This is a genomic window from Ligilactobacillus hayakitensis DSM 18933 = JCM 14209, from assembly GCF_000615845.1.
Lineage (GTDB): Bacteria > Bacillota > Bacilli > Lactobacillales > Lactobacillaceae > Ligilactobacillus > Ligilactobacillus hayakitensis.
Map to the genome: position 1 here is coordinate 1 of NZ_BAML01000036.1, position 12781 is coordinate 12781.

Sequence of the window (12781 nt, forward strand, 5' to 3'; positions counted from 1 at the left end):
TAGAGAATAATCGCTTAGATTTTATGCTTAAAACCCTAAGGGCAAGCTTGAATAGTAGTTAAATTATAACACAGATAGTGCATGAACATTTCAATATTTTGTTTTAAAGTGATATACTAAAAGCTAGTATACTCAATACTAATATATGTTAGGAGCAGAATATTATTGAAGAGAACAGAACGAAGATTAGAACAAGGGTTCGTCAAGATTTTAGAAGATGAACCATTTAACCAACTAACAGTTGCTGAACTTGTTGAAGCATCACAAGTTAGTCGGCGTTCATTTTACACTTACTACACTGATAAATATGACTTTTTAGCTGCAATCGAAAGAAGAATCTTTGACGGTAGTCAACAAGAATTAAAAAAAGATCGAGAAAATATTATTAAATTCCAAGAACCAAGAAAACAACGTGATGAAGAAAAATATCTTGCAACTCAGGATGAATTTTATCATTTTGCAACCTTCATGCTTGAAAATAAAGCGGTTATCCGCGCATTATTTTCAACTAATGGGGATGCAACTTTTGCCTACAAATTAGGTGACGTAATTAAAGAAGAGTTAGAAAAAAGAAATGAATTTTATCAAATTGATTATGCAACTTCAATTCCAAAGCGCTATGCCGAAGAATTGTATGTTGGTGGCATTGTAAACACGTTTAAGATTTGGGCACTAACTCCAAGTGATGAAAAAGAAGAAACTGTCGATGAATTCTTAGATATTCTTGGAAAAATGCAAATTATTTCACCATATCACTTATTCAAAGCTAAGAGAAATTAAATCTATAAACTCTTTGTGCAAAATTATATAGCATAAAAGAAAAAAGCGTGTTATAATAATTTTTGTTAATTATGGTAAATTATATGATGTTTTTTTCTAAAATAAAAAAAGAAAGGAGGATATAAAATGCGCTATACCGCCGATACGGTAGAATTTGCCATAGAAAAAGGCTTGCAGGATTTAAAAGCTGACAAAAATCAAGTTGAAATTAAAATTATTTCTCAAGGTAAAAAAGGCTTTTTGGGTTTTTTTAAACAACTTGCAGAAGTTGAAATTAACTTAAAAAGTAGTCATCCTGTTAAGTTAACGGAAAAAAGCGAAAAACAAGACGAAAAAGTAGTACCGCCAACCACAACAACAAATGTTGATTTAAAAAGTGTTAGAGAAGAAGAATTAGCAAGAGTTGTTCAGGATTTAGGCTACTACCTGGCTGATGTTACTAAGTACATGGGAATTGAAACAGTAATTAATGTTAGACAGCAAAGTCGCGTGGTTTACTATAATTTTGATACTCAAAAACCAGGTTTATTAGTTGGTAAGCGGGGAAAAACGCTCAATTCATTGCAGTTACTTGCTCAAAATTATATGGATAAATATTATTCCCGTCGCGTTCGAGTTGAATTAGACGTGGGACAATATCGTCAAACAAGAAAAGATATATTACAAAAAATGGCACTGCAAAAAGCTCGCCAAGTTAAGCTTTCAAAAAGTCCATTTAAATTTGATCCAATGCCTTCGTTTGAACGTAAAATTATCCATGCCGCTTTGGCTAAAGAATCTGGGGTTAAGACAATTTCAAAAGGAAATGAACCATACCGCTATGTTATGATTCAGTCGGTATAATTAGTTTTTTATAAGAGAGGAAATTAGCTATGCTTAATCACAAACCAGAAAAATTAGAAGATGAATTATGTTTCTCAATTTATTCAGCACAAAGATTTTATAATCACTTCTACACAGAATCTTTAAGACAATACAAACTTACTTACCCACAATATATTACTTTACTCGTATTATGGGAAGACCAACGTCCTATGATGATTAAGGAACTTGGTCGTCGCCTCAACTTAGATACAGGGACTTTAACCCCATTGTTAAAACGTATGGAAAAGAACGGTTGGATTACTCGTAGCCGTACTGGCGAAGATGGTCGTAAGGTATTTATTGAATTAACCGATCATGCTCGTAATTTAGAAGAAAACGTTAAAGAACGTGTGAGTGTCAGCATGAGTAGTTTAGAAATGGATAATGAAGAATATAAAAAGAACGTGGCTATTATCCGTGAAATTAGTGAAAAATTATATAAAACTAACCGCAAGTTAGAAGAACTTGAACGTCAAGCTAACTTTGGTTAAAAAATAAAGGTTGGGATTTCCCAACCTTTATTTTTTTACAAGATAACGTTGTTTAATTTTGAGTTAATCAAAATTGATTCGTATTTCTTTTGAATATATTTAAGATGTTCTACAATTTCTTGTTCATCTTCAACTTCTAGTTTTTCTTGAAGTTGATTAATGCGTTCAAGCACTGGTGCTTTTAAGTCACGACCTTGTTGTGTAAGCTCGATATGCTTTTTACGTTGATCAGTTGCATCTGTGACTTTCTTAATCAAATCTTTTTTAACTAATTTATTGATAACTGGAGAAACAGTACCTGTATCAAGGAATAAGGCATCTTGAATTTCATAGATGAATGTACTTGTTTGACCAGCTTCTTCGCGTTGCCACAAGACTTGTAAAATTAAAAAAGTCGTATATGTGAGCTTATAATCCGATAAAACTTCATTAAAAAGGCGGTTACTAAAACGAAACGAAGTATAAAGCGCGAAGGATAGTTGTTTGTCAATTGATTGTTTTGATGTTTTTGTCATTAAAACATTCCTCCTGGTGGATTAATATAGGGTAAAACGTATTATAAACAATTAGTAAAGATATACTAATTGTACAACTTATTATAAGACTAATACCAAAAAAAATCAATATTTAGCGCGATAGATTAACGAAAATATAATAAATAAAAGCGCTTAGGGGATTTCCCTAAACGCAAAAAATAGTAAATTATTTAAGTAATTGCTTAATCGCCTTAACTTTTGCTTCTTCAAGCAATTGCTTTTGTAAATTGATTTGTTGTTCTTGTGACATGTTAGCCTTGTCTTTTTGAGCTTGTTGCATTGATGCTTTCATATTGGCTTGAATCATTGCTTGCATATCAGCTTGGTGTGATTTAAGCAATGCTGGCAATTTAGCCGCTGTGTCAGTATCGACAACGAGCCAAGAATTATCAACATAAAAGTCATATTGTTTATTTTTTAATTGCTTATTATCATTTAAAATTCCAAACATAACTTCGCTAAGTTTATCCTTATAAACGTAGTGCGTTGATGTTACTTTGACTTTATTAGCCGTAGCATTTTTATGTAAAGTAATCTTAGTATCAACTGCAACGCGCGTTTTTAATGGTTTCTTTTGGTTGACAGATGTCTTGTAGACAAAGACTTTTTCTTTACCTGAAGTTTCAAGTTGTTTATAAGTTAAGATGTTCATTTTATCATTTAATGAAGCAAGATGATATGTCTTAGTAGTAACTTCTTCTTTCATTCCTAAGTGATTAGTATCATGCATTACAAATGCGGTGATACTTGCGATTAGGACGACTAAACTGATTCCTGCATACAATAAATGACCCGGGAGTTTTGGTTTAACGGCATTAAAGAAGTAAAAACTAAATGCACTGATAATAACTAATACAATAATCATTATTTATCAATCCCCCTTAATTCACGTGCTCTATTGCCTTCTTTCAAGAAGAATGAAAGGATTAAGGCGATAACCGCAAAGATAACTGATACTAAAAAGGCCGCATGGAAACCAGCAAGCGTCGAGTCGACGAATTTATCTGCATATTCTAATGGATTAGACTTAAGTAAAGCAGAATCTGGTTTTTGGCTATTAGTAACGTTACTTAATACAGTTGTCATAATCGCTGTTCCAATTGAACTCATGACTTGGCGGAAGGTATTATTAACCGCTGTCCCGTGTGACATAATCTCAAGTGGTAAAACGTTCATTCCTGAAGTTGTCACTGGCATGAAGACCATTGAAACCCCAAATAAACGAATTGCATAGAAAATGATAATTGAAACAATTGGAGTTTCTTTTGTTAATGTTAAGAAAGGAACAGTTCCGATGATAAGAATAATAAGACCAGTTGTAGCAAGGTGACGTGCACCATAACGGTCAAATAAACGCCCTGTAATTGGTGACATTAAACCAATCATCAAGGCTCCTGGAAGTAACATTAAACCAGAGTGAAAGGCTGTTTCACCTAAGATACGTTGAATATACAAAGGTAAAAGCATTTCCACCCCAACCATCGCAAGGTTAGCGATACTTGAAAGGACAGCCGCTAATGAGAATTCACCATACTTGAAAACGCGAATATCTAAGAATGGATCTTCAAGCGTTAATTGACGGTGGATGAATAAAGCAACAAAGATTAAACCAAAGATAATTAACCCAATGATTAACTTGTCTCCCCATCCTTTATCAGATGCTTCTGAAACCCCATATAAAAGAGCTCCAAAACCAAGCGTTGAAGTAATAACTGACCAAATATCCAATGGTTGTTTATGCGCTTTAATAACTGGACGCATAAAGAAAATTGCAATGAGAATTACAATTATAATTGGAACAATCATTAATCCAAAAAGGTTACGCCAACTTGAGTTATCAACGATAAAACCAGATAAAGTAGGTCCGATAGCTGGAGCTAATCCAACAGCAACCCCAACCACACCCATGGCAGCTCCCCGGCTTTCAGGCGGGAAGATTGAAAGCATGATTGTTTGCATTAATGGCATTGAAACCCCCACCGCAATTCCGGCGATAATTCGACCGACAAGAAGGGTTTCAAAGTTTGGAGCGAGATAACTAAGGATTAAACCAAGTAAGAAAGTTGTCATCGCTGCAAGATACATAATGCGAGAGTTAAGCTTATTAATCAACCATGCAGAAATTGGAATCATAATCCCATTAACAAGCATAAATGATGTTGTTAGCCATTGAACTGTGGCAGTTGAGATATCAAATGACTTCATGATTGAAGGGTAAGCAGTAGCTAAAAAAGTCCCTGTTAGCATTGTACAAAAAGTACCGAAAGTTAAAACTGATACCAAGACGCGGCGACTAAATGGCTTGCCATGAATATCAGTAATTTCATGATTATTAGACAAGAATGGCACCTCCATAATATTTAATTTTCAAACATTGATTACATTACACTCATCTAGGATAATTGTCAATAAATTTGACATTAGTGGCAAGAAAGTTACAATAGAATAAGTGAAATTTATTGAAAGGTAAAAAAATGATAGGTAATACAGAGTTTCAGGGAAAACAAAAAGTTATTGGGTTACTTAATGAATTACAAATTGGCATCGGGGATATCAGCAAAGTAACTGGGGTTTCAACAAGACAGTTACGATATTGGGAGAAAAAAGGCTATATCCAATCATTAAAAACTAAAACTAGTCAAACAAGAAAGTACCGTTTGGCAGAAGTGTATCGTGTTTTGATGATTAAGATGTATTTGGATGAAGGATATAACCTTGCTAAAGCAGTTGAAAAGGCTAATACAACGCATAAACAATTAGCGTTATTACGGAAATTTGAAAAATTAATTGCGTCAGTAGAAGTTACTGATCAAGAAAATGAATACGGCCGCATTAACTTACAAAGTACGGATAAAAAACAAAAGGTAACGGGTGTACTTGATGAAAGTGGCAGTTACTTTGAAGTTGAAGATAAATAAAAGGACAGGAATTTTTTCCTGTCCTTTTTTAAGCAAATTTTTAGTAGAATAACATAAAAATAAAAGGTGCGTTGTTTAAGATATGAGTAGTTAAACTGGCGGAAAGATTTTGCCGCTTGTAGTAGGTATAACCTAAAATCCAGCCCATAACGATATAAATTACAGCGATAATTAAGTTAGTTGGTGAGTGCAGTAAGCCAAAGATAAGACCGCTGATTAGAATTTGAAGCCAGGGATGATTTTTAAAAAACTTACTAAAAAAATAGCCTCGAAAAATTAATTCTTCAGCAATCGGACCTAAAATTACGATAACAAGCACCATTAAAAGGAGAGAGTGGTGATTAACTAAAGATAAAATAGCTTTATCATTGGCAAAAGTTTGTTTTGTAGGGAGCTGACTTAAAAATTGTAAGAAAAGTCCCTTAAAAAGAATAAGTACCACAAACATCATTAATGAAAAACGAAAATCTGATAAGCGTAAAGGCTTGAAAACAGCTTGTTGTGTTTGCTTTTTAATTAAGTAGTTTACGCCCCAAATAATTATTAGGTAACTTGAAATTACAAGGACCCATCCAAGGATGAGATGAGGATTTTCATTTTTAAATAAGATTTTTAATAGAAGTATTGGAATTTGAGTTGAGATGATAAGGATAATAAACAGCAGAATATTACCACAATATTTAAGCGCATTATGCATATAAAACATGACCTCCGTTCAAAATAATTACTGTAATTATAACATTTTTTAATGTGAATTTTTCTTAAAAAATATTTACAATCTAATATTATACGTCGTATAATATTAGTGGAGATAAGATATGAAGAGGAGGTTGAAAAATGAAAATTCAAGTTAGTTCAGATTTACTAGATGGTCTCGTTTTAGCTTTATTAAATAAAGAAGATTATTATGGCTACGCATTAACTCAAGATATGCAATCCGCAATTACGATTTCAGAATCGACTTTATATCCGGTTTTACGACGATTGAAAAAAGAAGCTTTGGTCGAAACTTATGATCAACCTTATCAAGGAAGAAATCGCAGATATTATCGGATTACTGCAGATGGGAAAAAGCATTTAGAACGGGTCAAAAAAATGTGGCGTGATTATCAAGAAAGTTTAAATAATATTTTTGAAGCGAAGGGGGAAGAATAAAAATGAAAGAAATCCAAGAATATCTTCAAGAATTAAGTGCGAACTTATATCAATTAAATCAAGCAGATCGTCAAGATGCGCTTCAATTTTACGAAGAGTATATTAATGATGCTGGATATGCTTCAAAACAAGAAATTGAAAGTAATTTGGGAACACCTAAGCAATTAGGAAGAAGGATTTTAGCAGAATATTTCCTTAAACAAGATGAACAAGATTTGTCTAATTCACTAACCACTAAAAGAAGTATTAAGACCGCTTGGTTAGTAGTATTAGCTTTACTTGCTACGCCACCAACATTAATTATCGGAGTTATTTTACTTGGGGTTTTAATGACGGTTACCTTTGTATTGTTAGGTTTGCTTTTTGGAGCGTTAGGATTATTTCTCGCAGCTGTATTTTTGACAATGGTTACTTTATATGTGGGGGTTGTCTTGCTTTTCAGTAATTTTGTCGTGGGGATGTTTTATTTATCAATCGGACTTTTAGGTCTAGGTGCAATCATGATTATTATTCCAATCGTATCTTCAATTGGAAGATTAATTGCGATAATTGTGACGCGTCTTACAAGAATCGTATTTAATTTCTTTAAAAGACGCAAAGTAAGGGGGTAATTAAATGAAAAAGACATTTATTACAGGTTGGATTGTTCTAATTGTGGGGGCCCTTTTATTTGCCCTAGGATATAGCCTGCATGGAAATAAAGCGATATATATGCAAAATAATAAACCGGTGATAGTCGAGCCGAAAAAGAAGACTTTTAATCGCCAAGTTAAAGCTTTTAAAAATCTTAAAGTTAACGTAAGTGAAGTTGATGTTGAAATTAAAACGGGGGATAAATTTAATGTTAAATATGTCGGCGACAATTATCATGAACCAACCGTTAAATTACAAAATGAAACACTAACTTTAGCGCAAACCAAGCACAATCCGCATTTTCGTCACAATGTTTCTTTCCGGATTGATGCCAAAGATGGAATTGTCTTAAGCGATAAAACCAACTACAAAAACAAACTTGTGGTAACTATCCCAGAAGATGCTTCAATCGATGAACTAAATGGGGGAATTGATGATGGCAAGGTTACTTTAAGTAATGTTACGATGAAAAATACGAAGTTATCTCTTGCGGAAAGTGAATTGAATTTAAATCACGCTCAATTAGATAATGTTAAAATTACCGCAGATGATACAGATATGAAATTAGATAATAGTAACTTAAGCGTTGGAAATATTGATACGGATAATGGAAGTATTATTTTCAATCGTGGATCACTTCGCCAAGTAGGAATAAAGGTTTCCGATGGGGATGTGACGATAGATAATGTATCTCTTGAAGGTGGAAACCTTGATGTTGAAAATGGTGATATCAATATTAACAATACCCAAGTTCAAGCAGGATATCAGATTAAAAATATTGATGGTGATCTCAAAGTTAAGCAAACAACTGCGGAAGGTTATGACGTTCATGTAGTTGATGGTAGTGTTAAATTGTTTAAAGCTACTAAAGAAGACGGGGGTCGTTTGGATAAGAACGCTACTAGTCAAAATACCTTAAAGGTTCAAGTTGAAGATGGCGATGCTGATGTGAATGGGGGACAAGAATAATGAAAAAGAAATTGTATAAATCAAATGAAAAAATGTTAGATGGAGTCGTTGCGGGAATCGCTGATTATATTGGAATGGATCATACTTTAGGCCGAGTTTTAATGGTGCTAATAGCGCTCTTTACAGGCTTTATCCCCGCATTAATCTTTTATGCGGTATGTATGTTTATCATGCCAGACAAAAATGATCCAGATGCAAATATTTTTGAAGGCGAGTTCCACGAAAAGTAAACTTAAGAAGTTAAAAGACTGGTTTTTACCGGTCTTTTTTTGTTTGCTTTGAGTCGTTTATTTAATAGTTAAAAAAAGAGTGATATAATAACAATGAAAACGATAACAAAGAAAAGAGTTGGATATTATGATGAAACAAATTAGTCTTACAGTTGGACCTGAAAAACAACTACGTCAACTTCGCGCTGATAATCCGGATCGCAAGATGATTTTAGCTAAATCTGCGATTGATTCAAGAAGGTTTACTTTATTAGATATTTCTTCGAATCCAACAATCTTCCAAAGCCAATTGGAATATCAAGTTATTAGAACGATTGGTAAAAGTGAATGGCAAGGCTTTTTAGAATGCCGTTACCTTACTTTAGATACGGATCATCAAAAGATTTTTAATGCTAAATTAGCGGCATGGGATGATCCAAGTAAACGTCCGGTAGGCTTAAAGCAAAGTCTGATTTGCCGTGATGAAGAAAAGAATTTCGAATATTTAGTACTTAATATTTGGGAACATAAAGATGATTATATCGCTTGGAAAAATGAAAAAGAAAATGAACTCAAAGATTTCGGTCATGGTGGAAATAAACAACCAATTGTAACAGAGTTTACAATTTTAGGTTAGAAATTTGAGGAAAAATGGGAACCGGTGTAAAATATTAAAGAAAATTTGTTTTGAAAGGATTAACAATGAAGAAGTTAAAATATGGAGTGCTGGCTTTTATGTTAGTACTAGTTATGGGCTTGAGCGCTTGTAGCCGTAATTTAGCGGGGCAATATTATGCATATGATAAAAGCTCAGGTATTACTGAATTAACCATTAAGAAAGTCTCAAATGGGGAAAATCAAGTTGTTTTAACACCAGTTACAGGAAATAAGAGTCAAGCTAAGATTAAACAATACTTAAGAGGCTTGTATGACAAGTACCAAATTGAGGAAGCTAAAAAGCAAGCTGAGATGTTAAAAGATGTTAATTATCAAGGAAAGATTGTCAAAAAAGATCAAACCGTAACTTTTAAATCTCAACAAATCGGGACTCAAAAATTTGCTGGAGGTCCAGTTCCTTTTGAAACTCAAAAGGACAAGATTATTCTGCGAACTAATAAGTCCGAATCATTAACCTTCTATAAAAAAGGATCGCAGCAACAAGAAAAACTAGCCAAGAAATTCCAAAAAATTGAAAAGCAGTTAATTGATAAAACCTATCAAAATTTCACTGCTAAAGTTAAGATAAAAAAAGCTGAATAAAAAATAAAAGAGCCGAGATTTTTTCTCGGCTCTTTTAATTAAATAAATAGATATATAATAAGCGTTTGGTATCAGACCAATGTTTGGCGGCTTTAATTTGTTGTTGTAAGACCTTAATGTTATCAGTCACAATTGAATCGACTCCCATAGCTAAGGATTTTTTCATCGCAATGGGATTGTCAACTGTCCAAGCATAAATCCGCTTATGTAACATCCGCGAACTTGAAACAAATTGCGGAGTTAAAGTTGAATATCTTACCCCGTATGAAGGAACTTCATTTTCAGGCAACGTCAAATTATATGGTAATAAGTAATTAGTTCGATTACTTGGAAGATTTTTTTTCAAAATAATGAACTCATTAAAGTTTAAGGTGTGAACCTGATGGTGATGCTTGATAATGTCATCCTTATATTGCTGCAAGAAGTTTTGCGTTGAGTTACTTGAATTGAATGGAGATGGCTTTAAGTCGATGAGTAACTTTTGATGCTTAGCATTGGCAACACTTAAATATTTGTCTAAGCTAACTAGCTTAGTAAAATGATGTTGATCATTAGTTACTTTGATTTTTTCAAGCTTTTTAAGGGGTAACTGACCCGGCGCTTTATGGATACCCGCTAGTTTATCCAGGGAAATATCATGAGCGACGATGAAATGATGGTCTTTGGTTTCTTGAACATCGATTTCGATATAGTCGGGATGATATTTAATTGTTTTATTGAAAGCTTGAAGCGTATTTTCAACGCCGTTATTCATGTTAACTCCGCGATGTGAGACCGTGGTTGGATTGATCGGATAAGAAAAAATTAGCTTTCCGATTGAAGCTTGTAGACCAAAAGTGATGAGTACGAGCGCACATAAATATCCCCCAAATTTTAAATTTAAGCGGCGTGAATTATGGGGCTTAACTTCAATAAATTGTAAGGGAAGAATACTTAAAGTAAAAATCGCCCACATTGAAATTAAAGCAAAGCCACCACTAATTAGGAGGGTATCAACTTTTTTACTAACGAAACTTTCACAAATCCGTAAAATGCCTAAAATAATCCCCACAGGAATCCAGGTTAAACCGATATTGATTCCTAATTGTTTGAAATATGTAAACATGCGTTTGGAAGAATTATAGCGCCAACTGCTTTTAATAGCTTCTTTTAACGTATATTTGTCTTGAGATAGATAATATAGGGATCCAAAAAGTTTGAAAAATAACCAACACCCAATTAAACTGCCTAAAATTCCCAAAAAACCAGTAAAGGGATTTTTAAAAATCTTTTCTGATATTAAAGAAACACTGGTTAAACTGGAAAGCAAGGGTGTTTTGTAGAAGAATTTAAAGACTGGTGTTATCAATAAGAGGATTAAGCCAGAAAAAATTCCACCTTTAATATGATATTTTCCAAGGAGATAGATGGATTTATTCCAAATATTTTTAAAATTAAAATTCTGATTAATAATCCCTAAAAATGAAAGAGTATAAATCAATGTTAACCAAAAGATTAATAATAGGATTGCGCTAGCTTCAATTAAAAATCCAAGCGAAATAAATGGGTGGTGGATAATTGTCGCTTTAATCGTCCAAATTGAAATTAAAGGTAATTCAACGCGATTAAACATCGTTGTTGAAAATAACTTAAAAATCATCAAGCCCAAACGACTCACTAATTCGATAGTTAACAATAAGGCGAAAAGACAAAGCCAATCTAATCTGGGTTTACGCATATTTTCACCTCATTTTCAAATTTTCCATTTTTGATTATAACACGAAATACCGCATGAAAAAATGAAAGCGTTATAAAAATGTGGTAGAATGAAGGCGAATATATTGTGAAATGGGGTTATTAAGATGAGAAAAATTGCAGTGATTGGATTAGGTCATGTAGGGGTAACCGTAGCGTATACTATCTATGCCCAAGGTTTATGTGATGAATTGGTGTTAATTGATAAAAATGAAAAAAAGCTGCGCGCAGAAGAATATGATTTTAAAGATGCCGCTTCAAGAATGTTATTTCATACCGAAATTAAAACCGGAGATTATAACGAATTGAAGGACGCCGATGTTGTTATCACCGCATTCGGAGACATTGAAGCAAGTGTTAAATCAGGCGACCGTTTTGCCGAATTACCAATTAATCGTGCGGCTGCCAAAGAAGTCGGACAAAAAATTAAGGCTGCTGGATTTAAGGGTGTGGTGATTAATATTTCAAATCCTTGCGATGTCATTACTAGTATTTTGCAACACGAAACCCAATTACCTAAAAATCAAGTATTAGGTACGGGAACATTTTTAGATACAGCGCGAATGCAACGTACGGTTGGCGAAGCCATGAATCAAGATCCAAGAAATGTGGCAGGTTATGTTTTAGGTGAACATGGAAATTCCCAATTTATTGCGTGGTCAACCGTTGTTGTTAATAATAAGGCGGCCAGTGATTTATTTACGCCAGAAGAAATTGAAAAATTAGATAAATTACCCGTTGAAGGCGCTTGGAAGGTAGCTTTTGGTAAGGGATATACTTCATATGCGGTGGCAACCTGTGCGGTCCGGTTAGCTGAAGCGGTATTGTCAAACGCACATTTATTTGCTCCCGTTTCAGTTTATCTTGATGAATATGAAACTTATATTGGTTACCCTGCTATTATTGGTTCAAAGGGAATTGAAGCCGTTGTACAATTAGATTTAACTGAAAAAGAACAAGAAAAAATGTGGCAATCAGCCCGTTATATAGTTAGAAAATACTAATTATTTTATGTCATATTATATTCTTTGATATAAAATATAAGTTATTTAAATTTAAAGATTACTATTATGTATATGTTATGATATAATGTAATGTATACGAGGTGATTATATGAAAGCGGGAGAAGTTTTAGATTTATTACAAATTTCAAGATTAACTTTAAAACGTTATCGTGAAAAAGGATATTTAAAGGCAACTAAACTTCCAACTGGTCATTTCGACTATGATGC

17 protein-coding genes are annotated in these 12781 nt (G+C 33.4%); 12 read left to right on the forward strand and 5 right to left on the reverse strand.

What is annotated here, in order from left to right:
* Positions 1-165 precede the first annotated feature (165 nt).
* From JCM14209_RS07590 to JCM14209_RS07600, 3 genes are all read left to right on the forward strand, one after another.
* On the forward strand, positions 166-780 hold the full coding sequence (locus JCM14209_RS07590) for a TetR/AcrR family transcriptional regulator (RefSeq protein ID WP_025022885.1): 615 nt from the start codon (positions 166-168) through the stop codon (positions 778-780).
* Positions 781-906: 126 nt separating this feature from the next.
* A complete protein-coding gene (jag, locus tag JCM14209_RS07595; protein ID WP_025022886.1) occupies positions 907-1623 on the forward strand; it encodes an RNA-binding cell elongation regulator Jag/EloR in 717 nt (238 codons plus the stop codon).
* 29 nt (positions 1624-1652) lie between these two features.
* Positions 1653-2135 carry a MarR family winged helix-turn-helix transcriptional regulator gene (locus JCM14209_RS07600; RefSeq protein WP_025022887.1) on the forward strand — a complete coding sequence of 161 codons (483 nt, stop codon included), beginning with the start codon at positions 1653-1655 and terminating at the stop codon, positions 2133-2135.
* Positions 2136-2170: 35 nt separating this feature from the next.
* On the opposite strand, the gene JCM14209_RS07605 is transcribed toward JCM14209_RS07600, so the two are convergent.
* The 3 genes from JCM14209_RS07605 to JCM14209_RS07615 form a co-directional block, all read right to left on the reverse strand.
* Entirely contained in the window at positions 2171-2650 is a 480-nt protein-coding gene (locus JCM14209_RS07605) for a MarR family winged helix-turn-helix transcriptional regulator (protein WP_025022888.1), read from the reverse strand.
* A gap of 187 nt (positions 2651-2837) precedes the next feature.
* On the reverse strand, positions 2838-3536 hold the full coding sequence (locus JCM14209_RS07610; protein ID WP_025022889.1) for a DUF4811 domain-containing protein: 699 nt from the start codon (positions 3534-3536) through the stop codon (positions 2838-2840).
* Positions 3536-5011, reverse strand: a complete 1476-nt coding sequence (locus tag JCM14209_RS07615) for an MDR family MFS transporter (RefSeq protein ID WP_025022890.1) — start codon at positions 5009-5011, stop codon at positions 3536-3538. Before JCM14209_RS07615 ends, JCM14209_RS07610 begins: the two co-directional genes overlap by 1 nt.
* A 134-nt stretch (positions 5012-5145) precedes the next feature.
* Here JCM14209_RS07615 and JCM14209_RS07620 point away from each other — a divergent pair, with 134 nt between their 5' ends.
* On the forward strand, positions 5146-5589 hold the full coding sequence (locus tag JCM14209_RS07620) for a MerR family transcriptional regulator (protein ID WP_025022891.1): 444 nt from the start codon (positions 5146-5148) through the stop codon (positions 5587-5589).
* Between the two features lie 40 nt (positions 5590-5629).
* Here the strand turns inward: JCM14209_RS07620 and JCM14209_RS07625 are convergent, their stop codons facing one another.
* On the reverse strand, positions 5630-6295 hold the full coding sequence (locus JCM14209_RS07625; protein WP_081774081.1) for a CPBP family intramembrane glutamic endopeptidase: 666 nt from the start codon (positions 6293-6295) through the stop codon (positions 5630-5632).
* Positions 6296-6426: 131 nt separating this feature from the next.
* On the opposite strand from JCM14209_RS07625, the gene JCM14209_RS07630 reads away from it, so the two are divergent.
* From JCM14209_RS07630 to JCM14209_RS07655, 6 genes are all read left to right on the forward strand, one after another.
* Entirely contained in the window at positions 6427-6744 is a 318-nt protein-coding gene (locus JCM14209_RS07630) for a PadR family transcriptional regulator (RefSeq protein ID WP_025022893.1), read from the forward strand.
* Positions 6745-6746: 2 nt separating this feature from the next.
* Positions 6747-7355, forward strand: coding sequence for a DUF1700 domain-containing protein (locus tag JCM14209_RS07635; RefSeq protein ID WP_025022894.1), 609 nt, complete (start codon positions 6747-6749; stop codon positions 7353-7355).
* A 4-nt stretch (positions 7356-7359) separates the two neighbouring features.
* Positions 7360-8346 carry a DUF4097 family beta strand repeat-containing protein gene (locus JCM14209_RS07640; RefSeq protein ID WP_025022895.1) on the forward strand — a complete coding sequence of 329 codons (987 nt, stop codon included), beginning with the start codon at positions 7360-7362 and terminating at the stop codon, positions 8344-8346.
* Positions 8346-8576, forward strand: a complete 231-nt coding sequence (locus tag JCM14209_RS07645) for a PspC domain-containing protein (protein ID WP_025022896.1) — start codon at positions 8346-8348, stop codon at positions 8574-8576. Before JCM14209_RS07640 ends, JCM14209_RS07645 begins: the two co-directional genes overlap by 1 nt.
* A gap of 127 nt (positions 8577-8703) precedes the next feature.
* Positions 8704-9192, forward strand: coding sequence for a hypothetical protein (locus tag JCM14209_RS07650; RefSeq protein WP_025022897.1), 489 nt, complete (start codon positions 8704-8706; stop codon positions 9190-9192).
* Between the two features lie 65 nt (positions 9193-9257).
* Positions 9258-9815 (forward strand): hypothetical protein, encoded by a 558-nt coding sequence (locus JCM14209_RS07655; RefSeq protein ID WP_025022898.1) that lies wholly within the window; start codon positions 9258-9260, stop codon positions 9813-9815.
* A gap of 34 nt (positions 9816-9849) precedes the next feature.
* On the opposite strand, the gene JCM14209_RS07660 is transcribed toward JCM14209_RS07655, so the two are convergent.
* Positions 9850-11532: a glycerophosphodiester phosphodiesterase gene (locus JCM14209_RS07660; RefSeq protein WP_025022899.1), complete on the reverse strand. Its 1683-nt coding sequence runs from the start codon at positions 11530-11532 to the stop codon at positions 9850-9852.
* A 124-nt stretch (positions 11533-11656) separates the two neighbouring features.
* Between JCM14209_RS07660 and JCM14209_RS07665 the strand changes: the two genes are divergently transcribed.
* Both JCM14209_RS07665 and JCM14209_RS09920 read left to right on the forward strand, forming a co-directional pair.
* Positions 11657-12553 carry an L-lactate dehydrogenase gene (locus JCM14209_RS07665; RefSeq protein ID WP_025022900.1) on the forward strand — a complete coding sequence of 299 codons (897 nt, stop codon included), beginning with the start codon at positions 11657-11659 and terminating at the stop codon, positions 12551-12553.
* Positions 12554-12662: 109 nt separating this feature from the next.
* Positions 12663-12781: MerR family transcriptional regulator (locus JCM14209_RS09920; RefSeq protein ID WP_500778184.1), on the forward strand; the 119-nt coding region annotated here is incomplete at its 3' end.